Annotated in this window: 27 protein-coding genes; 17 read left to right on the top strand and 10 right to left on the bottom strand. The window is 73.2% G+C overall.

Going from position 1 to position 26479, the window contains the following annotated elements; translation table 11 throughout:
* Positions 1-27 precede the first annotated feature (27 nt).
* From ACFV4P_RS12720 to ACFV4P_RS12680, 9 genes are read left to right on the top strand one after another with little or no spacing between them, the layout of a single operon-like run.
* Complete coding sequence (locus ACFV4P_RS12720) at positions 28-459, top strand: cupin domain-containing protein (RefSeq protein WP_380470265.1); 432 nt, start codon at positions 28-30, stop codon at positions 457-459.
* Positions 456-1718, top strand: coding sequence for a beta-ketoacyl-[acyl-carrier-protein] synthase family protein (locus ACFV4P_RS12715; protein WP_380470263.1), 1263 nt, complete (start codon positions 456-458; stop codon positions 1716-1718). Before ACFV4P_RS12720 ends, ACFV4P_RS12715 begins: the two co-directional genes overlap by 4 nt.
* Positions 1715-2938, top strand: coding sequence for a beta-ketoacyl synthase N-terminal-like domain-containing protein (locus ACFV4P_RS12710; protein WP_380470261.1), 1224 nt, complete (start codon positions 1715-1717; stop codon positions 2936-2938). The genes ACFV4P_RS12715 and ACFV4P_RS12710 overlap by 4 nt, the downstream gene beginning before the upstream one ends.
* Before the next feature lie 27 nt (positions 2939-2965).
* The gene (locus ACFV4P_RS12705) at positions 2966-3220 is read left to right on the top strand and encodes an acyl carrier protein (RefSeq protein WP_073815776.1); all 255 of its coding nucleotides are present in this window, start codon (positions 2966-2968) and stop codon (positions 3218-3220) included.
* A 1-nt stretch (position 3221) separates the two neighbouring features.
* Positions 3222-3680, top strand: coding sequence for an SRPBCC family protein (locus ACFV4P_RS12700; RefSeq protein WP_380470259.1), 459 nt, complete (start codon positions 3222-3224; stop codon positions 3678-3680).
* A gap of 5 nt (positions 3681-3685) precedes the next feature.
* Entirely contained in the window at positions 3686-4006 is a 321-nt protein-coding gene (locus ACFV4P_RS12695) for a TcmI family type II polyketide cyclase (protein WP_073815822.1), read from the top strand.
* 46 nt (positions 4007-4052) lie between these two features.
* Positions 4053-5741, top strand: a complete 1689-nt coding sequence (gene accD, locus ACFV4P_RS12690; RefSeq protein ID WP_380470257.1) for an acetyl-CoA carboxylase, carboxyltransferase subunit beta — start codon at positions 4053-4055, stop codon at positions 5739-5741.
* Entirely contained in the window at positions 5738-6244 is a 507-nt protein-coding gene (locus ACFV4P_RS12685) for an acetyl-CoA carboxylase biotin carboxyl carrier protein (protein ID WP_380470255.1), read from the top strand. Before accD ends, ACFV4P_RS12685 begins: the two co-directional genes overlap by 4 nt.
* Before the next feature lie 9 nt (positions 6245-6253).
* Entirely contained in the window at positions 6254-7609 is a 1356-nt protein-coding gene (locus ACFV4P_RS12680; protein ID WP_380470253.1) for an acetyl/propionyl/methylcrotonyl-CoA carboxylase subunit alpha, read from the top strand.
* A 106-nt stretch (positions 7610-7715) separates the two neighbouring features.
* Here the strand turns inward: ACFV4P_RS12680 and ACFV4P_RS12675 are convergent, their stop codons facing one another.
* Complete coding sequence (locus ACFV4P_RS12675; protein ID WP_380470251.1) at positions 7716-8834, bottom strand: methyltransferase; 1119 nt, start codon at positions 8832-8834, stop codon at positions 7716-7718.
* 45 nt (positions 8835-8879) lie between these two features.
* Positions 8880-10115 (bottom strand): nitrous oxide reductase family maturation protein NosD, encoded by a 1236-nt coding sequence (locus tag ACFV4P_RS12670; RefSeq protein ID WP_380470249.1) that lies wholly within the window; start codon positions 10113-10115, stop codon positions 8880-8882.
* 227 nt (positions 10116-10342) lie between these two features.
* Here ACFV4P_RS12670 and ACFV4P_RS12665 point away from each other — a divergent pair, with 227 nt between their 5' ends.
* Positions 10343-10630 (top strand): hypothetical protein, encoded by a 288-nt coding sequence (locus tag ACFV4P_RS12665; protein ID WP_380470247.1) that lies wholly within the window; start codon positions 10343-10345, stop codon positions 10628-10630.
* A gap of 85 nt (positions 10631-10715) precedes the next feature.
* On the opposite strand, the gene ACFV4P_RS12660 is transcribed toward ACFV4P_RS12665, so the two are convergent.
* Complete coding sequence (locus ACFV4P_RS12660; protein WP_380470245.1) at positions 10716-11414, bottom strand: hypothetical protein; 699 nt, start codon at positions 11412-11414, stop codon at positions 10716-10718.
* Between the two features lie 216 nt (positions 11415-11630).
* Here ACFV4P_RS12660 and ACFV4P_RS12655 point away from each other — a divergent pair, with 216 nt between their 5' ends.
* Entirely contained in the window at positions 11631-13340 is a 1710-nt protein-coding gene (locus tag ACFV4P_RS12655) for an alpha/beta hydrolase (protein WP_380470243.1), read from the top strand.
* A gap of 1 nt (position 13341) precedes the next feature.
* Here ACFV4P_RS12655 and ACFV4P_RS12650 read toward each other — a convergent pair whose 3' ends face one another.
* The 4 genes from ACFV4P_RS12650 to ACFV4P_RS12635 all read right to left on the bottom strand — a co-directional run bounded on the left by ACFV4P_RS12650 (position 13342) and on the right by ACFV4P_RS12635 (position 17127).
* Complete coding sequence (locus ACFV4P_RS12650; protein WP_380470241.1) at positions 13342-15000, bottom strand: MFS transporter; 1659 nt, start codon at positions 14998-15000, stop codon at positions 13342-13344.
* On the bottom strand, positions 14997-15551 hold the full coding sequence (locus tag ACFV4P_RS12645; RefSeq protein ID WP_380470239.1) for a TetR/AcrR family transcriptional regulator: 555 nt from the start codon (positions 15549-15551) through the stop codon (positions 14997-14999). The genes ACFV4P_RS12650 and ACFV4P_RS12645 overlap by 4 nt, the downstream gene beginning before the upstream one ends.
* A 254-nt stretch (positions 15552-15805) precedes the next feature.
* Positions 15806-16201, bottom strand: a complete 396-nt coding sequence (locus ACFV4P_RS12640) for a cell division protein SepF (protein ID WP_380470238.1) — start codon at positions 16199-16201, stop codon at positions 15806-15808.
* A gap of 395 nt (positions 16202-16596) precedes the next feature.
* A complete protein-coding gene (locus ACFV4P_RS12635; RefSeq protein ID WP_380470236.1) occupies positions 16597-17127 on the bottom strand; it encodes a DinB family protein in 531 nt (176 codons plus the stop codon).
* Between the two features lie 211 nt (positions 17128-17338).
* Here ACFV4P_RS12635 and ACFV4P_RS12630 point away from each other — a divergent pair, with 211 nt between their 5' ends.
* Positions 17339-17695, top strand: a complete 357-nt coding sequence (locus ACFV4P_RS12630; protein WP_380470234.1) for a YrdB family protein — start codon at positions 17339-17341, stop codon at positions 17693-17695.
* 34 nt (positions 17696-17729) lie between these two features.
* Here the strand turns inward: ACFV4P_RS12630 and ACFV4P_RS12625 are convergent, their stop codons facing one another.
* On the bottom strand, positions 17730-18509 hold the full coding sequence (locus ACFV4P_RS12625) for a TVP38/TMEM64 family protein (protein WP_380470232.1): 780 nt from the start codon (positions 18507-18509) through the stop codon (positions 17730-17732).
* A gap of 212 nt (positions 18510-18721) precedes the next feature.
* On the bottom strand, positions 18722-19624 hold the full coding sequence (locus ACFV4P_RS12620; protein ID WP_380470230.1) for a deoxyribonuclease IV: 903 nt from the start codon (positions 19622-19624) through the stop codon (positions 18722-18724).
* 198 nt (positions 19625-19822) lie between these two features.
* Between ACFV4P_RS12620 and ACFV4P_RS12615 the strand changes: the two genes are divergently transcribed.
* Entirely contained in the window at positions 19823-20467 is a 645-nt protein-coding gene (locus ACFV4P_RS12615) for a class I SAM-dependent methyltransferase (RefSeq protein ID WP_380470228.1), read from the top strand.
* A gap of 174 nt (positions 20468-20641) precedes the next feature.
* On the opposite strand, the gene ACFV4P_RS12610 is transcribed toward ACFV4P_RS12615, so the two are convergent.
* Complete coding sequence (locus ACFV4P_RS12610) at positions 20642-21835, bottom strand: MFS transporter (RefSeq protein ID WP_380470226.1); 1194 nt, start codon at positions 21833-21835, stop codon at positions 20642-20644.
* Positions 21836-21920: 85 nt separating this feature from the next.
* Between ACFV4P_RS12610 and ACFV4P_RS12605 the strand changes: the two genes are divergently transcribed.
* The 4 genes from ACFV4P_RS12605 (at position 21921) to ACFV4P_RS12590 (ending at position 26466) form a co-directional block, all read left to right on the top strand.
* The gene (locus ACFV4P_RS12605) at positions 21921-23177 is read left to right on the top strand and encodes an ROK family transcriptional regulator (RefSeq protein WP_380470224.1); all 1257 of its coding nucleotides are present in this window, start codon (positions 21921-21923) and stop codon (positions 23175-23177) included.
* A gap of 105 nt (positions 23178-23282) precedes the next feature.
* Positions 23283-23696, top strand: a complete 414-nt coding sequence (locus ACFV4P_RS12600) for a molybdopterin-binding protein (RefSeq protein ID WP_073816105.1) — start codon at positions 23283-23285, stop codon at positions 23694-23696.
* Positions 23697-23893: 197 nt separating this feature from the next.
* A complete protein-coding gene (locus ACFV4P_RS12595) occupies positions 23894-24595 on the top strand; it encodes a glycerophosphodiester phosphodiesterase (RefSeq protein ID WP_380470223.1) in 702 nt (233 codons plus the stop codon).
* A gap of 365 nt (positions 24596-24960) precedes the next feature.
* Entirely contained in the window at positions 24961-26466 is a 1506-nt protein-coding gene (locus tag ACFV4P_RS12590) for an AI-2E family transporter (RefSeq protein ID WP_380470221.1), read from the top strand.
* The last annotated feature ends 13 nt before the right edge of the window (positions 26467-26479 follow it).

The following is a 26479-nucleotide window of genomic DNA, read 5'->3' as shown; positions in this document are numbered from 1 at the left end:
GTCCCCATGCCCGAGAGGAAGCCCACCGTGACCACCGAGATGCCACGAGTCGTCCACGTCGACGACGCGCCCCCGAACCGCAAGCGCGGCGGCGACCTGCGGGCCATGCTCACCCCGACGGCGGTCGGTGCGACCAGCGGATTCATGGGGGTGGCGATCGTCGAACCGGGGGAGCGGATCGGCGAGCACTACCACCCGTACTCCGAGGAGTTCGTGTTCGTGATCTCCGGCGAACTCGAGGTCGACCTGGACGGGGAGACCCGGCCGCTGCGCCCCGACCACGGGCTGATGATCCCGATCGGGATGCGGCACCGGTTCCGCAACGTCGGCGCCGGCCAGGCCCGCATGGTCTTCCACCTCGGGCCGCTCGCGCCCCGGCCCGAACTCGGCCACGTCGACACCGAGGAGCAGAACGCCTCCGAGTCGGGGCCGCCCGAACCGGCCGGGGCGGCGTCGTGAACCGCCGGGTCGCGGTCACCGGGATCGGCGTCGTGGCCCCCGGCGGCATCGGCGTACCGCAGTTCTGGCAACTGCTCACCGACGGCCGCACCGCCACCCGCGGCATCACCCTGTTCGACCCGGACGGCTTCCGCTCCCGGATCGCCGCCGAGTGCGACTTCGACCCCGTCGCGCACGGCCTGACCGCCGAACAGATCGCCCGCAACGACCGCTACGTGCAGTTCGCGCTGGTCGCCGCCGACGAAGCGGTCGCCGACGCCGGACTCGAACCCGCCCGCGAGGACCCGTGGCGGATCGGTGTCTCGCTCGGCACCGCCGTCGGCGGCACCACCCGCCTCGAACACGACTACGTGCTGGTCAGCGGCCGCGGCGACCACTGGGACGTCGACCACCGGCCCGCCGAACCCCACCTGGAGCGGGCGTTCTCCCCCTCCACGCTGGCCTCCGCCGTCGCCGAACGGCTCGGCGCGCACGGCCCCGTGCAGACCGTCTCCACCGGCTGCACCTCCGGCCTGGACGCCGTCGGCTACGCCGCCCTCGCCATCGAGGACGGCCGCGCCGACGTGATCGTCGCCGGAGCCTGCGACTCGCCGATCTCCCCGATCACCGTCGCCTGCTTCGACGCCATCAAGGCCACCTCCGCCCGCAACGACGACCCCGAACACGCCTCCCGCCCGTTCGACGCGAGCCGCGACGGCTTCGTGCTCGGCGAGGGCGGCGCCGTCATCGTGCTGGAGGAATGGGAGCACGCCGAGAAGCGCGGCGCCCGGATCTACGCCGAACTCGGCGGCTTCGCCACCTTCGGCAACGCCTACCACATGACCGGCCTCACCCGGGACGGCGTGGAGATGTCCGAGGCCATCGACCGGGCCCTCGCCCACGCGAAGCTGCCCGGCGACGCCGTCGACTACGTCAACGCGCACGGCTCCGGCACCAAGCAGAACGACCGGCACGAGACCGCCGCCGTCAAACGCTCCCTCGGCGCGCACGCCCGGCGCACCCCGATGAGCTCCATCAAATCCATGGTCGGGCACTCGCTCGGCGCGATCGGCGCCATCGAACTGGTCGCCTGCACCCTCGCCCTGCACCACGGCGTGGTCCCGCCGACCGCCAACTACACCGAACGCGACCCCGAGTGCGACCTCGACTACGTCCCCCGCACCGCCCGCGAACTGCCGCTGCGCCACGTGCTGTCGGTGGGCAGCGGCTTCGGCGGCTTCCAGTCCGCGGTGGTGCTGAGCAGAGCGGAGGCGGCATGAGCCCCACCCGCAGCGCGGTGATCACCGGCGTCGGCGTGGTCTCCCCGCAGGGCATCGGCGCCGACGACTACTGGAAGGCGCTCTGCCAGGGCCGTTCCGCGCTCGCCCGGATCGACCGCGAGGGCTGCGAGAACCTGCCGCTGCGGATCGCCGGCCTGGTGCGCGGCTTCGACGCCGAGGAGTACGTCGAGCCGCGCTACCTCGTCCAGACCGACCGGTTCACGCACTTCGCGATGGCCGCCGCCGAACTCGCCATGACCGACGCCGGCCTGACGCCCCAACCGGACGACCCGTTCCAGGTCGCGGTGGTCACCGCGGCCGGCTCCGGCGGCGGCGAGTTCGGCCAGCGCGAACTCCAGCACCTGTGGGCCGAGGGACCCCGCCACGTCGGCCCCTACCAGTCGATCGCCTGGTTCTACGCCGCCTCCACCGGCCAGATCTCCATCCGCGGCGGCTTCAAGGGCCCCTGCGGGGTGGTCGCCTCCGACGAGGCCGGCGGCCTCGACGCCCTCGCGCACGCCGCCCGCGCCGTCGGCCGCGGCACCGACGCCGTGCTGGCCGGCGCCGCCGAAGCGCCGATCGCCCCCTACTCGATGGTCTGCCAGCTCGGCTACCCCGGACTGTCCACCACCGACGACCCCGACCGCGCCTACCGGCCGTTCGGCTCCGACGCGGCCGGCTTCGTCCCCGCCGAGGGCGGCGCCATGTTCGTCGTCGAGGACGCCTCCACCGCCCGCCGGCGCGGCGCCCGCACCCGGGCCCGGATCGCCGGACACACCGCCACCTTCACCGGCGCCGCCCGCTGGGCCGACAGCCGCGAAGGACTCGCCCACGCCGTCCGCGGCGCCCTCGCCGAGGCGCACTGCGCACCCGACGAGATCGACGTGGTCTTCGCCGACGCGCTCGGCGTCCCCGAGGCCGACCGCGCCGAAGCCCTCGCGCTCGCCGACGCCCTCGGCGAACACGCCGAACGCGTCCCCGTCACCGCCCCCAAGGCCGGATTCGGCCGCGCCCACTGCGGCGCCCCCGCGCTCGACGTCGCCGCCGCCGTGCTCGCCCTCGAACAGGGCCTGATCCCGCCCACCCCGCACACCGAGGACTGCCCGCACGGCCTCGACCTGGTCATCGGCCACCCGCGGCCCGCGGAACTGCGCACCGCCCTGGTGCTCAGCCGCGGCCTGATGGGCTCCAACACCGCCCTGGTACTGCGCCGGGCCTGACCGCCACCCCACCGCAAGGAGCAACAGATGGCATCCGAGATCACCTACGAGGAACTCGCCACCCTGATCAAGGCCCGGGCCGGCGTCCAGGTCACCGTGGACGAACTCGCCGACCCGGGCTGCATGTTCCTCGACCTCGGCGTCGACTCGCTGGGGGTGCTCGGCGTCCTCTCCGACCTGGAGAACCGCTACGGCGTCTCCATCGACTCCTCCGACCTGCTCGGCCGTCCCGTCGCCGAGTTCCTGCAGACCGTCAACTCCACCGTGAAAGCTGGTGCCTGAGATGCCCGGACACACCGACAACACCATTCTCATCAACGCCCCCGTCGACCTGGTCTGGGACATGACCAACGACCTGGAGCAGTGGCCGCAGCTGTTCAGCGAGTACGCCTCCGTCGACGTCCTCGACCGGCAGGGCCAACTGGTGCGGTTCCGGCTCACCATGCACCCCGACGAGAACGGCCAGGTGTGGAGCTGGGTCTCCGAACGCGAGACCGACCGCGACGCGCTCGCCGTCCGCGCCCGCCGCGTCGAACCCGGCCCGTTCGAGTTCATGGAGATCCGCTGGGAGTACGAGGACCTCCCGAAGAGCACCCGGATGCGCTGGATCCAGGACTTCGCGATGAAGCCCACCGCGCCCGTCGACGACCTCCAGATGACCGACCGGATCAACCAGAACTCCAAGATCCAGATGGAGCTGATCCGCGCCAAGGTCGAACACCGCGCCGGCGCGGCCGGATGACCGGCATGCACCGCACCCTGATCGTCGCCCGGATGAAACCCGGCACCGCCGACCACATCGCCGGCGTCTTCGCCGACTCCGACCGCGGCGCCCTGCCCGGCCTGATCGGCGTCAGCGGCCGCAGCCTGTTCCAGTTCGGCGACGTCTACCTGCACCTGATCGAGTCCGAGCGCCCCGCCGGACCCGAGGTCGCCAAGTACGCCGACCACCCCGAGTTCCGCGACGTCAGCGAACGGCTCGCCGTCTACGTCGACGCCTACGACCCGGCGACCTGGCGCAGCCCCAAGGACGCCATGGCCCACGAGTTCTACCGCTGGGAACGCTGAACACCCGCACCACCACAGGGAATTGCACAGAGAAGGGAGAGCCGCCGTGGCCGAACCGGGCGAACCGACGGACTGGGTGCGCTGCGAGGGCTGCGCCGGCCTGCTCTACGGCAGACGCTGGGCGCGCACCCTGCAGGTGTGCCCCGACTGCGGGCACCACGGGCGGCTCACCGCCCCGCAGCGGCTCACCCAACTCCTCGACCCGGGCACCGCCGAACCCCTCGGACCGGTGCCCGCCCTGCACGACCCGCTCGGCTTCGTCGACAGCCGCCCCTACCAGGACCGCCTCGACGAAGCCCGCGACCGCACCGGCCTGCACGACGCCGTGCTGTGCGCCGCCGGACAGATCGAGGGCCAGCCCTGCGTCACCGCCGTGATGGACTTCCGCTTCCTCGGCGGCAGCCTCGGCTGCGCCGTCGGCGCCCTCATCACGCACGCCGCCACCACCGCGCTCGACCGCCGCGTCCCGCTCGTCCTGGTCACCGCCAGCGGCGGCGCCCGCATGCAGGAAGGCGTGCTGTCGCTCATGCAGATGGCCAAGACCGCGCAGGCCATGGCCGAACTCGACGAAGCCGGCATCCTCACCGTCTCCGTCATCACCGACCCCACCTACGGCGGCGTCGCCGCCTCCTTCGCCGCCCTCGCCGACGTCATCCTCGCCGAACCCGGCGCCCGGATGGGCTTCGCCGGCCCCCGCGTCATCGAACAGACCACCGGCGAGAAACTCCCCGAAGGCTTCCAGACCGCCGAATTCCTGCTCGCCCACGGCATGGTGGACGACGTCGTGCCCCGGATCGGCCTGCGTCCCGTCCTCGGCCGCCTCCTCGGCCTGCGGCCCGCCGGCCCGACCGGGGCCGCCGCCGCACCCGACCCCGCCGCCATCCTGCGCGCCGTCGACGAACTCGCCGACCGCGACCCCTGGCAGAACGTCCGCCTCGCCCGGCACCCCGAACGGCCCACCACCCTCGACTACATCCGCCGCCTCGTCGACGACTTCCAGGAACTGCACGGCGACCGGCTCACCGAGGACTGCCCCGCCATCGTCGCCGGCACCGGACGCCTGGCCGGCACCCCCGTCGTCCTGATCGGCCACGACAAGGGCGGACCCGACCTCGGCGAACGCCGCCGCCGCCGCTTCGGCATGGCCCAGCCCGCCGGCTACCGCAAGGCCAACCGGCTGATGCGCCTCGCCGCCAAACTCGGCCTGCCCGTCGTCACCCTGATCGACACCCCCGGCGCCAACCCCGGACCCGAGGCCGAGACCGGCGGACAGGCCGCCGCCATCGCCGAGAACCTCCGCCTGATGGCCCGCCTCCCCGTCCCCATCGTCGCCGTACTGATCGGCGAGGGCGGCAGCGGCGGCGCCCTCGCCCTCGCCGTCGCCGACCGCGTCCTGGTCAGCGCCAACGGCATCTACTCGGTGATCAGCCCCGAAGGCTGCGCCGCCATCCTGTGGAAGGACCCGCAGGCCGCCCCTGCCGCCGCCGCCTCACTGCGCATGCACCCCGGCGACCTGCTCAGCCTCGGCGTCGTCGACGGCATCGTCCCCGAACCGCCCGAAGGAGCCCACCAGGACCACGCCGCCGCGGCCGACCTGCTGGAGGCCGCCGTCACCGAGGCCCTGCGCGAACTGATCCCCTGGGACCCGGACCGGCTGCGCGCCGCCCGCCGGGCCCGCTTCCACCGCTACGGCGCCGACCGAGGCACCGCCGCGGCAGATTGGAGCCAGCCATGACCGTCGAGGTGAAAGACCAGCCGTCCCACGGACGGATCGCCCTCACCGGTGACGGCTCCGGCGGCCCCGAGCCCGGCGCGGACCTCGCCGAACTGTGCCGCAGCATCGCCGAACTCGCCCGCACCAGCAGCCGCCCGCCCCGCCGGATCCGACTCGAACACCTCGGCACCGCCGTCGAGGTCGAATGGGACGGGGACGGCGCTCCGGCCGCACCCGGGACGGCCGGCCGGCCGCCCGCCGCCGCACCGGAACCGCAGGACGGCCACCACCACGTGTGCGCCCCGATGATCGGCACCTTCTACCACGCGCCCGAACCGGGCGCGCCGCCGTTCGTCAAGATCGGCGACACCATCACCCCCGGCCAGCCGATCGGCCTGCTCGAAGTGATGAAGATGATGAGCCCCGTCGAGGCCGACACCGCCGGCCGGGTGGTGGAGATCCTCGTCGCCGACGGCACCGCCGTGGAGTTCCAGCAGCGGCTGATCGCCGTCGAACCGGCCTAGGAGGACGGCGTGTTCACCACCGTGCTGATCGCCAACCGCGGCGAGATCGCCCTGCGGATCGCCCGCACCTGCCGGGAGATGGGCATCCGCACCGTCGCCGTGCACTCCACCGCCGACCGGGACTCGGCGGTGGTCCGCTTCGCCGACCGCGCCGTCCACCTCGGCCCGGCCGCGTCCAGAGCCAGCTACCTGCACATCCCGTCCATCGTCGAAGCCGCCCGGCTCACCGGCGCCCAGGCCGTCCACCCCGGCTACGGATTCCTCTCCGAGGACCCCGACTTCGCCGAGATCTGCGAAGCCAACGGCCTCACCTTCATCGGCCCGCCCCCGCAGGTCATCGAACAGCTCGGCGACAAGTCCGTGGCCCGCCGGCTGATGGCCGAAGCCGGACTGCCCGTCCTGCCCGGTTCCACCGGCGCCGTCCGCGGCCCCGCCGAAGCCCGCGAGATCGCCGCCCGCACCGGCTACCCCGTCATCCTCAAGGCCATCGCCGGCGGCGGCGGGCGCGGCATGGCCGTGGTCCGCGACGCCGCCGACCTGGCCACCGCCTTCCAGGAGACCCGCGCCCACGCCCGCGCCGTCTTCGGCGACGACCGGCTCTACCTCGAACGCTACGTCGACAGCGCCCGGCACATCGAGGTCCAGGTGCTCTGCGACCACCACGGCAACGCCATCCACCTGGGCGAACGCGACTGCTCCGTGCAACGCCGCCACCAGAAGCTGATCGAGGAATCGCCCGCACCCAACCTGCCGGACCCGCTGCGCCGCGAGATCTGCGCCGCCGCCGTCCGCGGCGCCCTCGCCGTCGGCTACGTCGGCGCCGCCACCTTCGAGTTCGTGCTCGGCCCCGACGGCTCCTTCCACCTGATGGAGGTCAACTGCCGCCTCCAGGTCGAACACCCCGTCACCGAGATGGTCACCGGCATCGATCTCGTCCGCGAACAGCTCACCATCGCCGCCGGCGAACCCCTGACCCACCGCCAGGACACCGTCGCACCGCGCGGCGCGGCCGTCGAAGCCCGGGTCAACGCCGAGGACCCCGACCGCGGCTTCCTGCCCACCCCCGGACTGCTCACCGAATTCGTCCCGCCCGGCGGCCCGTTCGTCCGGGTCGACACCCACGCCTACCCCGGCTGGCCGATCGGCCCCGACTACGACTCGCTGCTCGCCAAGACCATCGCCTGGGCGCCCGACCGCGAACAGGCCGTCGCCCGCCTCGACCGCGCCCTCGCCGAGTTCCGCATCGACGGCCCCGGCGTCCGCACCACCACCGACTACCTGCGCCGCACCCTCGCCGACCCGCGCTTCCGGGCCGGCCGGCACACCACCGCGCTGGTCGCCGAGATGGCGGCGGAGGCGGTGTAGCGCGCGCTCCCGCGCACTCGCGCTCCCGTGCAACGGAGAAGCCGTCCGGACGACCTCCGGACGGCTTCTCCGTCGGCACCGGTCAGGGGCCTCGGGGGACGGTGCCTCAGGGGACACTGCAGGTGAAGGCGTGCAGGTACGCGTTGACCGGGGCCACCGACCGCAGCAGCAGGCCGGACTCCTCGATCAGCGCCGTCAGACTGCCCAGCGTGTGCTTGGCGCCGCCGACGTTCAGCAGCAGGAGCAGGTCCATCGCCGTGGTGAAACGCATCGACGGGGAGTCGTCCACCAGGTTCTCCACGATCACCACCCGGGCCCCCGGACGGGCCACCTGACGCAGGTTGCGCAGCGTGCGGCGGGTGGACTCGTCGTCCCACTCCAGGATGTTCTTCACCAGGTACAGATCGGCCTGCACCGGGATCGCGACCCGGCAGTCGCCCGGCACCAGCCGCGCCCGCTCCGCCAGCGCACCGCCCGGCAGCAGCCGCGGATCGGCGTGCTCGACCACCTTCGGCAGATCCAGCAGCGTGCCGTGCAGCGCCGGATGACGCTCCATCAACGCCGCCAGCGCCTGCCCCTGGCCGCCGCCGATGTCGGCCGCCGTGGCGACGCCCGCCAGATCCAGGAAGTCCGCCAGGTCCTGCGCGGACTGCCGGCTGGACTGCGTCATCGCCCGGTTGAACAGCGCGGCCGACTGCGGCGCGTCGTCGTGCAGGTACTGGAAGAACTCCTTGCCGAAGGCGTCGGCGAACACGCTGCGCCCGGTGCGCACCGCGTCGTCCAGCCGTGACCAGGACTGCCAGGTCCACGGCTCGGTGCACCACAGCGCGATGTCGCGCAGGCTGCCCGGCTCCTCGGCGCGCAGCAGCCGCGACAGCGGGGTGTGGCGGTAGCGGCCGTCGGCGGCCCGGTCGAACACCTGGTAGCAGACCAGGGCCCGCAGCAGCCGTTCCAACGGGCCGGCTTCGACGCCCAGCCGGGACGCCAACTCCTCGGCGGTGGCGGGCTGTTCGTCCAGCGCGTCGGCCAGCCCCAGACTGGCGGCGGCGCGCACCGCGCCCGCGCAGGCGGCGCCGAAGACCAGCTCGCGCAGCACCATCGCGGGCGGCACACCGGCGACTTCGGCTGCCTCGGCCGCCTCCTCTGCTGCGGTGGCCGCGGCGATGGGAGAGGTGGCGGCGGGGGTGGGGGAGGACGGGACGGGTCGGGTCGGGGCGGAGGTCATGGGCGCGGCGGCCTTTCGTCAGGGCTGGAGGGCTCGGATGGCCGGTCAGCAGTGGCCGGCGGGCTGGGAGGTGCGGCAGGCGTTGTTCGTGAAGGAGCTCCCGGTGTCCTGGTCGAGGTCGGCGATGTCGGCGGGCTGGTTGTCGCTCAGCATGTTGCCGGTGATCACCGCGCGGGCGTTCGGCGCGCCCACCACGCTCGGGTACAGCACGATGCCGCCCGACATCGGCGAGGTGCCGGAGTGGTCGGCGACCTGGTTGTCGGAGACCACGACGTCCTCGGTGCCGGTCAGCAGGATGCCGGTGCCCTGGACCGCGTCCAGGCGCGGATTGGGCGCGCAGTAACGGTTGTTGGCGCGCACCACGTTGTCGGAGACGGTCAGTGATCCGGCCCGCGGCACCCCGTCGTCGCCGACCACGAAGATGCCGCCGCAGTTGCCGTACGCCAGGTTGCCGATCGCCGTCAGGTCACGCACCCGGCGCAGCTGCAGGCCGATCCGATTGTCGGTCAGTCGGTTTCCCGCCACCTGGGTGCCGCGGGTCTCCAACGCACCGCCCTTGCGGTCGAACCAGTTGGCGACGAAGATCCCCGCCTGCCCGTTGTCCCGAGCCTCGTTGTCGGTCAGCACCGTACGGGTCGACATCTCGACACTGATGCCCTGCAGGCCGTTGTCGTGCGAGGACACCTCATGGACCGTCAACCGGTCGGTGACGGCCGCGGCGATCCCGCTCTTCGGGAAACCCGCCACCGCCAGCGACTCCACCACCGCGCCGGACACCGGCCGCACCGGCATCCCCCGGTCGTCCGCCACACCCGTCACGCACAGCCCGTTGCCGGCCGCGGCGCACGCGCTGCGGTCCGCCGGGTCGGGCACCAGCACGGTGCGGTTGCCCTGCCCGCGCAGCGTCACGCCGTCGGTGGCGAGGGTGACGCTGCCCGGGAAGGTGCCTGCGGCCAGCTCCACCACGTCGCCCGGGCGGGCCGCGTCCACGGCGGCCTGCACGGAGGCGCCGGGCGCGAGGTGGTGCACGTTCGGGCGGCCGGCGCTGCCGGGTGCGGCTGGACCGGGCTCGGCTGCACCCGGCACGGCTGCTGCGCCGGGCACGGTGGTGCCGGGCACGGTTGCGCCCGGGGCGTGGCCGGGGGCGAGCCAGGGGGATTTGTCGACGGTGAACGGGGCGGGCGTCGTGGCGCCCAGCAGGGCGGGCACGGTGGCCGCGGTGGCGAACAGAACGGCGGCGAGGCGGATGCGCGGACGCGCCGGGGCGAAGAGAGAAGTCATCTGGGAAAGCCGGCTTCCAGGGGTCGCGGTCGCGGACGGCCTTGGCGCGCGCCCGCCGCCTCGAAGCTATGGTCGCGCCCCGCCCGCGGCCAGCCGGGTTCGGTCGCAAGAGTTGCGCACGCCGCCGACCGGGTGGCCCGACGGGCCCGGACCCCCGGTACACCCGATCGGGGGGCACACCGGCCGGGCACCGGGCCCGCCCAGGCCCACCGAACCACTATGGACCCATGAACATGCAAAGTGGACGAATCGCCGAACACACCGACCCAGCCCCCGACGACCTGCGCCCCACCGGCGTCGGCCGCACCGAGCTGTTCCCCGCCGAACCGCACTCCGCCGACCACTACCGCACCGAGCGGCAACGCAGCGAGGAGTACCGGCTCGACGAGGAACTCGCCGCCCGACAGGCCGCCGTGGACGTCGGCCCCGAGACCGAAGCGGAGACCGCTGTCTGGCCGGACGCCGAGGACCCCGCCTGGGACTACGACGACGTCATCCTCCGGTCGGTCAACTGAGTGCCCCTCAGCACGCGGTGCCCGCCGCTCGGCCACGGTCGAACGGCGGGCACCGCGCGCTGAGGGGCACTCAGCTCCGCGGACGTCAGTAGCGCTGGGCCTTCACCACCACCGGCACCAGCGTGGTGTCCGAGCTCTTCGTCGAGAACACCACCGGGTTCTCGGTCGCGCCCGCCGCCAGGTTCTCCACGCCCACCACCGCCGAGTCCACGGTCTGCCCCGAGCCGTCGGTGAAGTCCACCTGGATCGCGTACGAGGCGGTCGCCCCGGTGCTGTTGCGGACCGTCACCTTCGCCGCGGTCAGACCGCCGGTCACCTGCGTCGGCACCCCCGTCAGCGTCACGTCGCCCAAGGCGTTGCCCGCGTCCGGGACGCCCGCCAGCACCTGGGTCGCCTTCTCCCGGCCCGCCGCCAGCTGGGCGTTGGCCGAGGACTCGAACGCCGCCGCCTGCCGCGACGCCGACGCCTGCGCCGACGAGACCGACGCCAACGCCGAGGAGTGCACCGAGGCGAGCGGCGACGCCGGTTCGCCCGAGAAGTTCCCCGCCCCCACCGTGAACGTCGACATCGCCGCCTGGGTCGGGTTCTCGCCCGAGGTGCCGCCGCAGGACGCCATCACCGCGATCCCGGTGGTCGCCGCGCCCAGCGCCAGCGCCAGCCGCACCCCGCGGCGGGCCGGCCGGCCGGGCCGGACCGGCCGGACCGGCGGGCCGACCCGGCCCTGGCGCAGCAGCGGCCCGCGGGGCGCGCCGGTGGGGGAACTGTTCTGGTCCGCGTCTCGCATCGCGCTGCACCCTTTCGCTCAGGACCGCGCCGGCCACTGTGCGCCGCGGTCGATCGGGCGAGCCGTCGGCCCGCGCCAGGACGTGCGGAACCGACGCTCCGCCCACCGTCCCCATCGTCGGAGCGCGCCAACCCCCGGAGCCAGCGGCGCTGCGCCATTGGGAGGAGTCCGACGGGTCGTCAGATCGACGGCCCGGGCGACGGATACGTATGGCGGGTGACCGATGGGCGAAGCAGCGCGGCGACAGCGCCGAGGGCAGTGGGGGAGCAGCGGATCGTACGGCGGTGGCCGAGTTGGAGCGCGCTGGTCGGGGCGGTGCTGTTCTACTGCCTGTCCTTCACGCCGTCGCTGCTGCCCCGCCCGTGGCACCTGCAGGCCGCGGCCGGGGCGATCACCGCGCTCTTCGGCTACGGACTCGGCGCGTTCTTCGGCCTGGTCGCCCGCCGGTGCGGGCTGCGGCCGGCGCCGGCCGTGCGGCGCGCCGGGTGGTGGGCACTGGCCGCAGTGGGCGGCGGGGCGGTCGTCGCGGTCACCGCCTGGAGCGTGCGCTGGCAGGGCGACGCGCGGCGGGCCGTCGGTCTCGACCCGCGGATCGGCTGGTGGCAGTGGGCGCTGGTGCTCCCCGTCGCCGCGCTGCTCGGCGCGCTGCTGGTGCTCGCCGCGCGGGCCGTGCGGCTCGGCACCCGGACGCTGCGGCGGCTCCTCGGCCGTGCCGTCCCCGGCTGGGCGGCCGCCGCCGGGGCCGGCGCGCTCGCCGCCGTCCTGGTCTCCGGCTTCGTCGAGGGCTTCCTGCTGCGCGGCCTGCTCGGCGTGGCCGAACGCGCCGCCGCCCTCGCCGACCGCTCGACCGCCCCCGGCATCGTCCGTCCCGACCTTCCCACCCTCTCCGGCAGCCCCGCCTCGTTCGAGAGCTGGGACAGCCTCGGCGCGAAGGGCCGCGACTTCGTCGGCCACGCCCCGACCGCCGCCGAGATCTCCGCGTTCACCGGACGGCCCGCCAAGGACCCCGTCCGGGCCTACGTCGGCCTGCGCTCCGGCGAAGGGATCGGCCTCACCGACCCGATGCACGTGCTGGAGGACCGGGCCCGGCGGGCCGTCGCGGAACTCGACCGGGCCGGCGGCTTCCGGCGCAAGGTCCTGGTGGTGATGGGCACCACCGGCAGCGGCTGGGTCAACGAACGGATCGCCCAGCCGCCCGAGTACCTGTACGACGGCGACAGCGCCGAAGTCGCCTTCCAGTACTCCTACCTGCCGAGCTGGATCTCCTTCCTGACCGAGGGCGAGGCCACCGACGCGGGCCGGGCCCTCTACGACGCCGTCCACGCGCACTGGTCGCAGCTGCCCGCCGACAGCCGCCCCCGGCTGCTGGTCGCCGGCGAGAGCCTCGGCTCGTACGCCGTCGAACGGGCCTTCCCCGACGGCGTCGACCAGCTCGCCGCCGAGACCGGCGGGGCCCTGCTGGTCGGGCCCACCCCCGACAACCCGCTGCGCAGGACCATCACCGACGGGCGGGCGCCCGGCAGCCCCGTCTGGCGGCCCGTCTACCAGGACGGCCGCACCGTGCGCTTCGCCCAGCAGCCCTCCGACTTCGCCGTCCCCGACGCGCCGTGGCCGCAGCCCCGCGTGGTGTACCTGCAGAACGGCAGCGACCCGGTGGTGTGGTGGCAGCCCGCGCTGATCTGGAGCCGCCCCGCCTGGCTGAACGGGCAGCGCGCCCACGACGTCTCACCCGCCATGCGCTGGTACCCGCTGGTGACGTTCTGGCAGGTGACCTGCGACCTGGCGGCCTCCGAGGCGGTGCCCGAGGGGCACGGGCACCGCTACGGACTGATGCCGGTCGAGGCCTGGGCGCGGATCGTCCCGCCCGAGGGGTGGAGCTCGGCGGACACCGAGCGGCTGGTGGCCCACCTGCGGGAACAGGGGTGAATCAGTGGCGGACCGGGTCGTGCCGGGGAGCGGTGGCGCTCCGGGCGGCGCTCTCGGTGCGGGGGCGCAGGAGGTGGCGGGCGAGGGCCGCGGCGGTCAGCAGCAGCGCGGCCGAGATCCACGCGGCGACGTTGATGCCGTGGACGAACGCCGTGTTCGCGGCCGCCAGGAGCTGTTCGGCGGGGCCGGCCGGCAGCGTCGAGGCCACCTCCACCGCGCCGCCCAGCGACTGCCCGGCCTGGTCGGCGAGCGCCGGGTCCGTGTGCGCCGGGACGGTCAGCGACCCCGCGTACAGGGCCGTCACGATCGAGCCGACCAGCGCGATGCCGAGCGCCGCGCCCAGCTCGTACGCCGTCTCCGACACCGCCGAAGCGGCGCCGGCCTTGTCGGCCGGAGCGGCACCCAGCACCAGGTCCGAGGAGAGGGTGTACACCACGCCCTCGGCGGTGCCCAGCGCCAGGAACGACGAGCCGATCAGCAGGTAGGCGCTGTCGGCGTGGATCATGCCCAGCACCGCGATGCCCAGCCCCATCACCAGCAGGCCGACCGTCAGCACCCGGCGCGCACCGGCCCGCCGCGCCAGCCGGGCCGTCAGCAGACCGCCCGCCACCGAACCGACGAAGGCCGGCAGTTCGGCGACTCCCGCGGAGAGCGGCGAGTAGCCGCGGACCAGCTGGAGGTACTGCGACATGAAGAAGATCACACCGGACAGGCCGATCAGACTGATCAGCGAGGACAGCACCGCCGCGGTGAAACGAGGGTCACGGAACAGCCGGACCTCCAGCAGCGGCGTCGCCAGCCGGAGCTGACGCCGCACGAACAGCGCCAGCGCCGCCGCACCGAGGACGAACACCGCCGGGGTCGTCCAGTCGGACAGGCCGTGCGCGGCGAACTCCTTGATCCCGTACACCGCGCCGATCACGCCCGCCATCGACAGCAGCACGCTCGGCATGTCCCAGCGGCCCGGGCGCGGATCGCGGGACTCCGGCAGCAGCCAGCCGCCGAACACCAGCAGCAGCACCATCACCGGCAGGTTCAGCAGGAACACCGAGCCCCACCAGAAGTGCTCCAGCAGCACCCCGCCCACCAGCGGCCCGAGCGCCGCACCCGCCGTCGCGCCCGCACCCCAGACACCGATCGCGGTCGCCCGCTCCCGGGCGTCCGGGAACAGTGCGCGAATCAGCGACAGCGTGGACGGCATGATCGTCGCCCCCGCCACGCCGAGCAGCGCCCGGGCCAGGATCAACCAGCCCGGACCCGGCGCGTACGCCGCCAGCAGCGAGGCCGCGCCGAACGCTGCCGAGCCCGCCAGCAGCACCCGCTTGCGGCCCAGCCGGTCGCTGAGCGCGCCCATCGACACCAGCAGGCCGGCCAGCACGAACGAGTAGACGTCGCCGATCCACAGCAGCTGGGTGCCGGAGGGGCGGAGGGTTTCGGTGATCGACGGGATGGCGAGGGAGAGGACCGTCGCGTCGACCGCCACCAGGGTGACGGCGAGCACGAGGACGGCGAGGCCGGTCCAGCGGCGGCCGGTGGTCGGGTGGGCGGGCGAGTTGTGAGTGGTGGGGTTGGGGGCGGCCTCGGTGTCGGCAGTCGAGTCGTGGGTGGGCGGCAGGTGGCCGGGCGGGCCCGGCGGGGTCGTGGGGAGGGGGGAACTCATCGGGTATCAGGTCTCCGTAGAGCGCCGCCGAGGAACAACTCGGCGAGCGAGAATGCGCTTTCGCGAGGGGCGAGCCGGCCTTCCTGGACGGCCCAGCCGATGCCGGCCACCAGGTCGAAGAACGCCTCACTGAGCCAGCCGGCCGAGAGCTCGACCCTGAACGCCCCCTCCTGTTGGCCGCGCAGGAACAGCGCGCGGACCCGGGCGTCCTGGAGCTCCCAGAGGTCGTTGATCTCGGGATCGTCGTACAGCTGGTTCTCACCGGCCAGGAAGGCGCACAGCGCGGCATCCGGCACCACCGCGTCCACCAGTCGGCGCAGCGCGGACTCGGCGTCGCCCTCCTCCACCTGCGCGGTGTGCAGCGCGGCCGAGAAGCGACGCAGACCGAGCGCGCCCACCTCGCGGATCAGGGCCTCCCGGCCCGGGAAGATCCGGTGCAGGGTGGCGCGGCTGATGCCGGCGGCGCGGGCGATCTCGTCGAGATGGGCGGTCGGGCGTCGCGAGAGGACGCCGACGGCTGCCTCAAGGACGGAGTCGCGGTCGGTTGCCATGAGAGCAGCTTAGCGCAGGTGAGACATTGGTGTCTCAATTTGGGGGTGGAGGTCTCAATGGTGGTGGGAGTGTGGAGGGGGGCGCACGACGAAGACCCCGCGCGGGGCGCGGGGTCTTCGGGGGTGGCGCTGTGGTATTGCCGTGCGGCCGGGGCGTCGGATCGGGTTGCCAGGGTGGCCGGCTCAGTGGCCGGTGCTGCTGGTCAGCGCTGGTGGCGGCCTTGGTCGTCAGGCCCGGTCGTCAGGCCTGGTCGTCAGCTCTGGTTGTAGAAGCCGGACTCGTCGAGCGGGCGGTCGATCACCATCACCTCGACGTCCGCCGGTGTGAGCAGGAACACCCGGCGGGCGATCCGCTCGATGCCGCCGCGGGTGCCGAAGATCAGACCGGAGGCGAAGTCGACCATCCGCTTGGCCTCGGCGTCGTTCATCTCGGTGAGGTCCATGACCACCGGCGTGGCGGCACGGATGTGCTCGCCGACCGTGCGGGCGGCCTCGAACCCGGTGGGCCGGAGCGAGACGATCTTGGACGGCCCGGGCTGCCCGCTCGGCAGCGTCTCCTCGCCGTCCCACGATTCCTCGTACATCGCGGCCGGGTAGCTGCCGGAGGGCATCAGCCACCCGTTGTGGTGCTCGTCGCGAAGTGCTCCCATAAGCCGCGCCTCCCTGTCTCGTTCCGTACTCGTCCCCCGGGGGACAACGGTCGTTTTGACACGTCATCCACTTGTTGGAACTGTCCGAGTATCGCACTGATCACTGTCGAAGTGCCCGCACGCGACGCCCCAGCAGGTTGTGGCGTGGGCGAATATCCGTGCTTGCCCGGATATTCGCAACGACGCAGTCGGCCGGTGAACGGTTGCGCGCGACGACACTATCGGTGGCGGCCGGAGGACAGTTGACTGTGTGTCAACAATCATGTAACGGCTTCACCTGATGGGGTTCACCTTGGGCGGTCGGTTCGCGGGACTGTGCTCTCTTCCGACCGCGTGTCGTGGGGGTCGGCGGGGCCGGAACCCTGGAAGCGGGGGTGGGCCGGCGTTCGGTGGGGTCACTCGCCGGTGGCGCCGTCGATCCGCTCGCGGAGCAGGTCGGCGTGGCCGTTGTGGCGGGCGTACTCCTCGATCATGTGGACCAGGATCCAACGGAGCGTCACCTCGTCGCCGCGCCGCGGGAGCTTGGCGACCGTGTCCAGCGGGACGTCCTTGACGGCGGCGCGGGCGTAGGCGACGTCCTCCTGCCAGGCGGCGGTGTCGGCCACCGGGTCCGCGTCCTCGACCAGGTCGAAGTCGCCGTCCGGGTATGCCTCGGACCAGTACCGGCTGGTCGGCCCGAGATCCTCGCCGTTCAGGTACCGGCGGAACCAGTGGCGCTCCACCTCCGCCATGTGCCGGACCAGCCCGAGCAGCGACATCGGGGACGGCGGGCAGGAGCGTTCGCGGAGCTGGTCCGGTGTCAGGCCGTCGCACTTGAGGGCGAGGGTGGCGCGGTGGAAGTCGAGCCAGGACGTGAGCATGGTCGCCTCGTCGGAGGCGAAGGGCGGGTTGGTGCGGGTGATGGCGGGGGCGGGGTTGTCTGTCATGTCGCCATGGTGGGGGAGGGACGGGGAGGCGGGCGAGCCGTTTTGGGTGCGGGCTGGGTGTGGTCCGGGGTAGTCGGGGTGCCGTGCGGTTCGGGCGGGGCGGGGTGAGGGGTGGGGAGGCGCGGGGTGGGTGTGAGCGAGGGGTGTGGTGCGATGATCGGGGTAGTCGTTGCTTGTTCATGTGGGTGGGGGTGCGGGTGTGCGCAGGGTGATGACTGGGGCGCAGTTGGCGCTACGTCTGTTGCTGGAGCTGGCCTCACTGGTGGCGTTGGCGGTCGGCGGCTACGGGCTGTGGGGCGGAGGCCCCGTGGTGGTGCGCGTGCTGATCGCGCTGGCGCTTCCGGTGGTGGCGGCCGTGCTGTGGGGACGGTACGCGGCGCCGCGACGGCCCGTGCGCGACTCGGCAGCGGCCTGGTACGGCGTCCAGTTGTTGATCTGGGGCGGCTCGGTCGCCCTGCTGGCGGTCACCGGACACGTGAGCTGGGCGATCTGGCTCGGCGCGCTGATGATCGTCAACACGGTGTGGCTGCGGCTCGTCGGCGAGTGGTCGCCGGAGATCGAGCGGTAGCGAGTGACCGCGTTCGAGCGGTGAGGCGAGGCGGTCAGACGGAGCGGCGGGGGCGGGCACGCCAGAGCGAGACGGCGCTGAACACGCACATCGCCGCGATCACCGACGCCGAGATCAGGAAGGCCGGGGAACCGGGCGAGCTCGCGCTCGCCCCCGCGATGACGTAGGCCGCCGTGGTCGGGACGACACCGAGCACAGTCGCCGCCAGGTACGGCCAGAAGCGGACGCCAGAGAACGCGCACGCGAAGTTGCCCGCCTGGAACGGCGCCCCCGGGAACAGCCGGACCAACAGGACGCTGCGGAAACCCTGCTCGGACAGTCGGCGGTCGATCTCGCTCAGCACCTTGCCGCGCACCAGCGGCCGCAGCGCCTCCCGGCCGAGCGACCGGCCGAGCGCGAATGCCACGATCGCGCCGATCGCCGACCCGGCCACCGCCAGCGGCACGCCCCACAGGGACCCGAACAGCAGCCCCATCCCCGCGTTCAACGCCGGACGCGGCAGAAACGCCACCGTCCCGAACGCGTAGGCCGCCAACGCGATCGGCATCCGCCACGGACCGGTTGCCGCCGCGAGCACCGCCGCCGGACTCCAGAGCAGCAGCGAGGCCGCGGCGGCGGCCAGGACGGCCACCAGCAGACCGAGGCGCAGCAGCGCGCGGCGGTGCGGGTGGGGGTGCGGGTGGGGGCTCGTGCGGGAGTGGTCGGTGGGCGCGTCGCTGTTCGGGCCGGCGCTCGGGGTGGTGCTGGTCGCGCTGGAGTCGGCGTCGGCGGGGCGTGACGCGGTGGGGCCGGGTGTCGGCTGCGGGGCTGGCACTCGGGGAGCTTAACCGGCGCTGTGACCGAGAATTGTCGAGGGGCCCCGGTAGGGGGTGCGCGGCACCGAGGGGCCTCGGCGAAATGCCGAGTGGGCGTGGGAGGGGAGCTCTCAGCAGGGGACCGGTCGCCCCACGCGGGCGGCCGTCGAGCACCATGGGGCCTCTCGGCACTCGCGCCTCGCTGCGGACGCGCTCATGGGCGGGGTCGGGATCAGGCGGCGGGCCGGCGCAGTTTCTTCAGCAGGGTGATGTCGGCGGCGTGGCGGACGCCTTCGACGCGCTCGGGGTCGTGGCGGCCGTCCGGAGTCTCGATGATCAGCGGGACGCCGGCAGTGGCCGGGTGCGCCAGCAGAGCCGCGAACGCGGCGGCACCGATGTGGCCGGTACCGATGTTCTCGTGGCGGTCCTTGCGGGCGCCCGCGACGTCCTGCGAGTCGTTGGCGTGGATCAGCTTGAGCCGGTCCGGGCCGACTGCCCGGTGCAGCGCGTCGAAAAGCTCGTCGACGCCGTTGGTGGCGGCCAGGTCGTGACCGGCGGCGAAGGCGTGGCAGGTGTCCAGGCAGACGCCGACCAGGGGATGGTGGTCGAGCGCGTCCAGGTAGGCGGCGAGGTCCTCCATCCGCGCGCAGAGCGAGCTGCCCTGACCGGCGGTCGGCTCCAGCAGCAGCCGCGGGGCGTCGTCCCCGTACCGGTCGAGGCCGTCCAGGATCGGCAGGACGTGCGCGCGAACCTGGGCCAGCGCCTCCTGCCGGGTGCCGCACAGCGCCGATCCCGTGTGGACCACCGCACCGAGCGCGCCGATCGCCGCCGAGCGGTGCAGCGAATGCGTCAGCGACTCCGCCGAACGCTCGCGGGTCGCCGAGGAGTCCGACCCGAAGTTGATCAGGTACGGCGCGTGGACGTACGCCGGGATGCCCTGCTCGGCACAGGCCGTCCGGAACGCCAGATCGTGCGCGGGATTCCCGGCCGGCGTGGCCCACCCGCGCGGATTGGCGACGAACACCTGCACCGCCTCCGCGCCGACCTTGGCCGCGTAGGCCAACCCCGTCCCCACCAGCCCCTTCCCGGCAACAGGAACATGGGCGCCGATCGGGTTTCGCGGGGCGGAATTCATGGCGACGAGCATCCCACGGCAGGATGGACCCGCTGGTCACCGGGGTCGACGACGGCTCTCCGCCGGAGCGGCCTGCTTCGTCGGCGCAGCTGGCTCGGCCGGGTCGGCGGGGTCGGCCTCATGGTGTTGGTCGGGTCGGCCTCGCAGGGTCGGTCGGGTGGCCGGCGGGCGGACCATGGGACGGAGAGGCGAGAGCAGATGGGCGATTCGCTGGCGCGGGCGCAGCGTGAGCACTGGGAGCGGACGTACTCCGCGCACCCCGGCATGTACGGGGACCGGCCGTCGGAGTCGGCGGAGTACGCCGCCACGGTGTTCCCGCCCGGGGGAGTCGTTCTGGAGCTCGGCGCCGGCCATGGGCGCGACGCGCTGTTCTTCGCCCGCCGGGGCTTTGCCGTCATCGCGGCCGACTTCAGCCCCGTCGGCCTGGATCAGCTCGGTGCCCGCGCCGTCGCCGACGGCTTGGCGGTGACCACCCTGGTGCAGGACGTTCGCCGGCCGCTGCGCCTGCCGGACGGGTCGGTCGACGCGGTGTACGCGCACATGCTGTTCTGCATGGCGCTGACCACGGCCGAGTTGGAGGCGCTGGTCGGTGAGGTGCGGCGGGTGCTGCGCCCCGGAGGCGTGCTGGTGTACACCGTGCGACACACCGGAGACGCGCACTACGGAGCCGGGACCGGCCACGGCGACGACATCTGGGAGCACGGCGGCTTCGCGGTGCACTTCTTCTCGCGCGACCTGGTGGATCACCTCGCGGCAGGTTGGGGCCCGGCCGAGGTCGAACCGTTCGAGGAAGGCGACCTGCCGCGCCGGCTGTGGCGTGTGACGCAGCGACGGCCAGGCTGAGGTTCGGCAACGGGCCGTCGGGCGCGGCGGCGTGGGTCCGTGCGCTCGGCGTGCTCCGTGGCGCGCCCGCCGGTGACGGAGGAGGCCCGGGGCCGCGCTCCTCGTGCGGCAGGGTCGGCTGTCGGCCCGGCGGGAGGTGCCGCCGGGCCGGGCCGTGGTCCGGTCTCGGCGACCTCAGCCGGTGGGCTCCAGGGAACCGGCTCCGTCCGGGGAGCCGGCCTCCTTGCGGTGGCGCATGGCAGTGGCGGACGGAACCAGCGCGGCCGCCAGCAGCGTGACGACGGTGAAGGAGACCGTCAGCGAGCTGGACTGGGCGATGCCGCCCACCACGGCCGGGGCGACCAGGCCGGAGGTGTACGTGATGGTGGCGACACCGGCGATGGACTGGCTCGGGTTGCTGCCGGCCCGGCCGGCGGCGGCGAACGCGAGCGGAACCACCACCGCGATGCCTATACCGATCAGCGCGAACCCCGGAATGGCCGCGTACGGGCTGCGGGTGAGGACCACCAGCAGGCCGCCGACAGTGGCGACCACGCCGCCGACCCGCACTGTGCGTACCGGGCCGAGCCGCCGGACCACCGCGTCGCCCGCCAGCCGGGCGACGGCCATGGTGGCGGCGAACGCCGTGTAGCAGGCGGCGGCGGTCGACGCGGAGGCGCCGGTGATGTCGCGCAGGTAGACGCCGCTCCAGTCCATCGACGCGCCCTCGGCGAAGACGGCGCAGAAACCGACCAGGCCGATGACCAGGGATTCCTTCGGCGGCAGTGCGAAGCGGGGCGGCGCCTCCTGGTCGGTGGTCGGTCGAACGTCCAGCACGCCGCGCGAGACGACCTGCGCGAGCACGACCAGGATCAGCGCCGTCACCGTGTACTGGGCCCGGGCGTCCACCTGCTGGTGCGCCGCGAGCACGCCGAACCCGGAGGCGACCAGGCCGCCCAGGCTCCACATTCCGTGCAGGCCCGACATGATCGACCGGCCGAGCCGTTCCTCGACCTCGACGCCCTGGGCGTTCATCGCGACGTCCGACATGCCGGACGTCGCGCCGTAGACGAACAGCGACAGGCAGAGGACCGCCAGGTTGGGGGAGAACGCCGGCAGCACCAGCGAGAGGCACCACAGCGACAGCAACCCCTGCAGCGCCGCCCGGGCACCGACGCGGTGCACGATGCGACCGGCCAGCGGCATCGCGAGCGACGCGCCGATCGCCGGGAACACCAAGGCGAGACCGAGCTGACCAGGGCTCAGATCCAGCTGGTCCTTGATCCACGGGATGCGGCTGACGAAGGTGCCGGTGACGGCACCGTGGACGGCGAACACCAGCGCCACGCTCAGTCTTGCGCGCCGGACGTCCTTGAGAGTTTCGCCCATGCCGGGCTCCCCCTTGGGTCGGTCGGATTGGCAATAAACTATCAGGTACCCTGCCTGATAGAAACCTCTGGAAGGATGCAGGCTCATGACGACCGCTCGCACCGCCACGCCGAGCACCGCCCGGGCCATCAACGACCGGCTCGCTCTCGACCTGCTGCTCGAACGGGGCCCGCTCACCGCATCCGACCTGCGCACGCTGACCGGACTCTCCCGGCCCACCGTCGCCGATCTGCTCGAGCGCCTCCAGCGCAGCGGACTGGTCGCCCAGGCCGGGGAGAGCGCCGCACTCCGCCGTGGCCCCAACGCCCGCCTGTACGGACTGGTCGCCGATCGTGCCCACCTCGCCGGGATCGACATCCGGGCCACCGGGGTCAGTCTGGTGGTGGCCGATCTGACCGGGCAGACCCTCGGCACGGCCACTGTCGCGGCCACGGCACGGACATCGGCCGGGGCGGACGGCCCAGCCTCGACGTCTGCCCGCGCGGAAGCGGGCGAGGTCGCGGAGGGCGGGGCGGGGGACGGCGACCTGCTCGTGGAACGGACCGTCGAAACGCTGCTCGCGACCGCAGCCGAGGTCGGCGCCCGCGAATTGCACACCGTCGCCGTCGGCGCGCCCGGGCTGGTGGACCCGGTGAGCGGCTCGCTCAACAACTCCGGAAAGCTGCCGGAGTGGCACGGCAAACTGCTCGCGGCCCTGCGTGCCCGTCCCGGTACGGAGGTGATCCTGGAGAACGAGGTGAACCTGGCCGGGATCGCCGAGCATCGGATCGGCGCGGCCCGGGGCCGCAAGGACTTCGCCCTGATCTGGCTGGGCCACGGCATCGGCGCATCGGTGGTGCTGGACGGCCGGCTGCGGCGCGGCGCCTCCGGCGGAACCGGCGAGATCGGCTTCCTGCCCGTCCCCGGGACCAGCGGCCTGCCGGACGCCACCCGGTGCGACGGCGGCTTCCACTCGCTGGCCTCCAGCGCCGCGATCTGCGAACTCGGCGCCCGCCACGGCCTGACGGCCGAGCCCGACGGATCGGAGCCCGGTGCCGAAGCCGTCGTCCGACTCGCTGTACGGAGCGGAGCCGACGACTTCCTCGACGAACTGGCCGGGCGGATCGCCGTCGGAGCCTCCGCGATCTGCGTGGTCCTCGACCCCGGCTGTGTGGTGCTGGGCGGCGAGATCGGCCAGGCGGGAGGCCCCGAACTGGCCGCCCGAGTCGAACGCCAGCTGGCCCGGCTCTCTCCGCTCGCCACCGAGGTCCGGGCCGGCACGGCGGGCGGCGGCGCGGTGCTGGCCGGCGCGGTGCTGACCGCCGGGGACGCGGCGCGACGCGAACTCTTCGGAGGCGAGTGAGGCTCCGGCAACGGCCGAGAGTGGGGTGTGCACGGGGGCGGCTGCCAGTACGGCAGGATGGCGGAGTCTGTCCCGCCTACCGTGAGCCGCCCAGGAGCTGCATTCATGGCCATCCCCGACCGGCCCGTCCACCCGTACCGCATCGGCGAGGCGGCCTCCATGCTGGGGGTGAGTGCCGACACCATGCGACGGTGGGTGGACGCGGGGCGCCTGCCCGCGACCCGTGACGAACACGGACACCGGATCATTGCCGGGGCCGAACTCGCTTCCTTTGCACGCGAGTTGGCGCGCCCGGAGAACAGCGATGCGGAGGGCCGGTCCTCGGCGAGGAACCGGTTCCCCGGGATCGTGACCGCGGTCGTGCTGGGCGACGTGGCCGCAAAGGTGGAGATCCAGGCCGGGCCGTTCCGAGTGGTCTCGCTGATCAGCCGGGACTCGGCGGAGGAACTCGGCCTGGTGCCCGGTGCACCCGCCACCGCCGTCATCAAGTCGACCAACGTGGTCGTCGAGCGTCGCTGACCCGCTGCCCGGTCGCTGAACCGCGGCCGGTGGCCCGACGGCCTTCCGGACCGGCGGGACGCGGCGGCCGCCAGCAGGTGCCGGAGGTACCTGCGCAGTGCCGGACAGGCGCCGCCTAGGATGCGGAGTCCTGCGGCCAACCGCTGGCGAAGCGGCCCGTGGTGTGAGTTGCCCGACCGTGCGAGAGGACGACCCCGTTGAAGAGCCGCGTGCGCGCCGTTGCCCACCGAGGCGAGCCGTATCAGCACCGCGAGAACACCCTGCCTGCGGTCAGCGCTGCCCTCGCCGCAGGAGCGGACGCCGTCGAGGTCGACGTGCAACTCACCCGGGACGGCGTGCCGGTACTGCTCCACGACCGGACCCTGGAGCGGCTCTGGAACGACCCGCGCCCGATCAACCGCGTGACCGCCGAACAGCTCGCCGACGTGGCCGCGCCCGGCCTGCGGATCCCCACCCTCGCGGAGACGCTCACCGTCGTCGCGCAGACCGACGGCCGACAGCTGCTGATCGACCTGGACGACGCCCAGCCGGCCGCAGCGACCTGGCGGACCGTCAGCGACCTCGGACTGGCCGACCGTGTCGCGTTCTGCGGGCCCGTTCTCGCGATGCTCGCGGTGCGGGAGCTCGCTCCCCAGGCGGAGATCTCGCTGACCTGGAGCCGGCCTCAACTGCCCAAGCAGCGGCTGCTGGAAGAACTGCGTCCGACCTACCTCAATCCCCCCTTCGGGCTGGTCGACGAGCGCCTGGTCGCGACCGTGCACGACGCAGGCTTTGCGCTCGCCACCTGGACCGTCGACCTGCGCAGGACGATGCGGCGAATGCTCGACCTCGGCGTCGATTCGCTCACCTCCAACCGGGTGGCGCTGCTGCGCCGGACGATCGACCAGCACCACGGCTGACCGTCGCCGATCGGCCCGGCGGCCGGCGACCCGAGTGGCGGCTCCGGCCAGCGGCCTGAGAAGGCCGACGGCCGTGATGGCGCGTGAAGTCATAGAGGTGTCCGATCTGCTTGTCGGCCCGGCGGCGCGTTCGGGGAGGGCGCGTGGGCGCGGTTGGTGGTCAGGAGGGGGTCTCGGCAGGGGTGAAGCCGAGCGGTCCGGCCAGGTGGTGGCTCGTTCGGTGGTGGTGGTGGTGGTGGTGGCGACGATGGTGCGTGCGGTGCGCCGCACTGCACGCACCGCAGCCAGCTATCTGCTGCGATGACCGTTATGTGCTGAAATGAGACGATCATGACGGCGCGTCAGCGGTGGAGGTGGCGGTGGCAATGGAAGGCTCCCCGGAACCACACGAGTCGAACGAGCACGGCGGACCGCCGACAGAGCCCGACGACGAGGGCGGTCCGGAGCAGCCCGAGGGGAACGGCTCGGATCGGGGTCCGTCAGCAGCAGAGCCGGCTGATCGCAGGCCATCGGACGGCGGACAGGACGGTCCAGCCGATGCCGATGCCGATGCCGACGACGGCGCAACCGGTGCGGCCAGCGGAGAGCGGTCCGACGGTGCTGTCCCCGGCGGGAAGGCAGGGGAGAGCGACCGTGGGGCTGCCGGACCCGGCGCGGCGCACGCATCTGGCGAGCGATCGACATCAAGTGGAACCACCTCCATAGGTACTGAGAGTTCGTCGGGTACGGGTACGGGTATGGGTGCGGGTGCGGCGGTGGCCACCACCGGAAGTGCGGCACCGGACAATCGGAGACCGGCCCTGATGCTGCCGCCGTCCATCCGCGCGGCCGCTGCCTGGTCGGCAGCGGTGATCCTCTTCATCACCGTCGCCGGGTTCGCGGTGTTCGTGGTCGTGGAACTCAGGGCAGCCACCATCCCGATGCTGATCGCCCTGCTGGCCACCGCCCTGCTCTACCCCGTCATGCCATGGCTGGTGAAGCGGGGCGTCAGCCGTGGCACCGCAGCAGGGCTGACCTGTGCCACCCTGGTGCTGGTCGTCACCAGCGGCATCGGACTGCTGGTCAACTCACTGGTGAGCAGCGCCCCGCAGATCGCCGCGGGTCTTCAGCAGGCGGGCGACCGGATCGCCTCCTGGCTCGGACCGCTCGGCGACCGGATCCAGTACGCACTTCGGCAGAGCGCCGGTTCGGGAAGCACCCTGGTGGACTCCCTCGCCAACGGAGTGCTGTCCGGACTCGGCCTGATCACTCAGCTGCTGACCGGAGGTGTGCTCGCCCTCGCTCTGGTCTTCTTCTTCCTGCGCGACGGCCACCGGTTCGGTGACGCCATTCACGAAACGATGCCGGGCAAGCACTCCGACACCGTGATCGCCTGCGGTCAGCAGGCCTTCGCGGCCATGGCCGGCTTCATGCGCGGCACCACCCTGATCGCGCTGATCGACGCGACCTTCATCTCCATCGGACTGCTGCTCCTCGGCGTCCCGGGTGCAGCAGGCCTGGGCGCTCTTGTCTTCCTTGGGTCCTACATTCCGTTCGTCGGCGCCTTTCTCTCCGGGACGGTCGCGGTCCTCGTGGCCCTGGCGAACGGTGGTCTCGGCACCGCTCTCTGGGCTCTCGGTGTGGTGTTGGCGGTACAGGCGATCGAGGGCAACATCCTCCAGCCGGTCATTCAGAGCCGGACCGTCGAGCTCCACCCCGCGACGATCATGATTGCGGTGGTGGCCGGTTCCGGAATCGCCGGAATCATCGGAGCGCTGCTCGCCGTTCCGGTCAGCGCGGCCGGTCTCGGAGTGGTGGCAGTACTGCGCGGCGGTGCGGAGACACCGTGGGTGCCCGCGAGCCGCCGCAAGCGACAGCGCTCGGAGAACTGAGGTGCTCGCCGCG

Source organism: Kitasatospora sp. NPDC059795 (assembly GCF_042732175.1).
GTDB lineage: Bacteria > Actinomycetota > Actinomycetes > Streptomycetales > Streptomycetaceae > Kitasatospora.
Note: the sequence above shows the minus strand (reverse complement) of the source record. Positions and strands in the feature narration are given on the sequence as shown.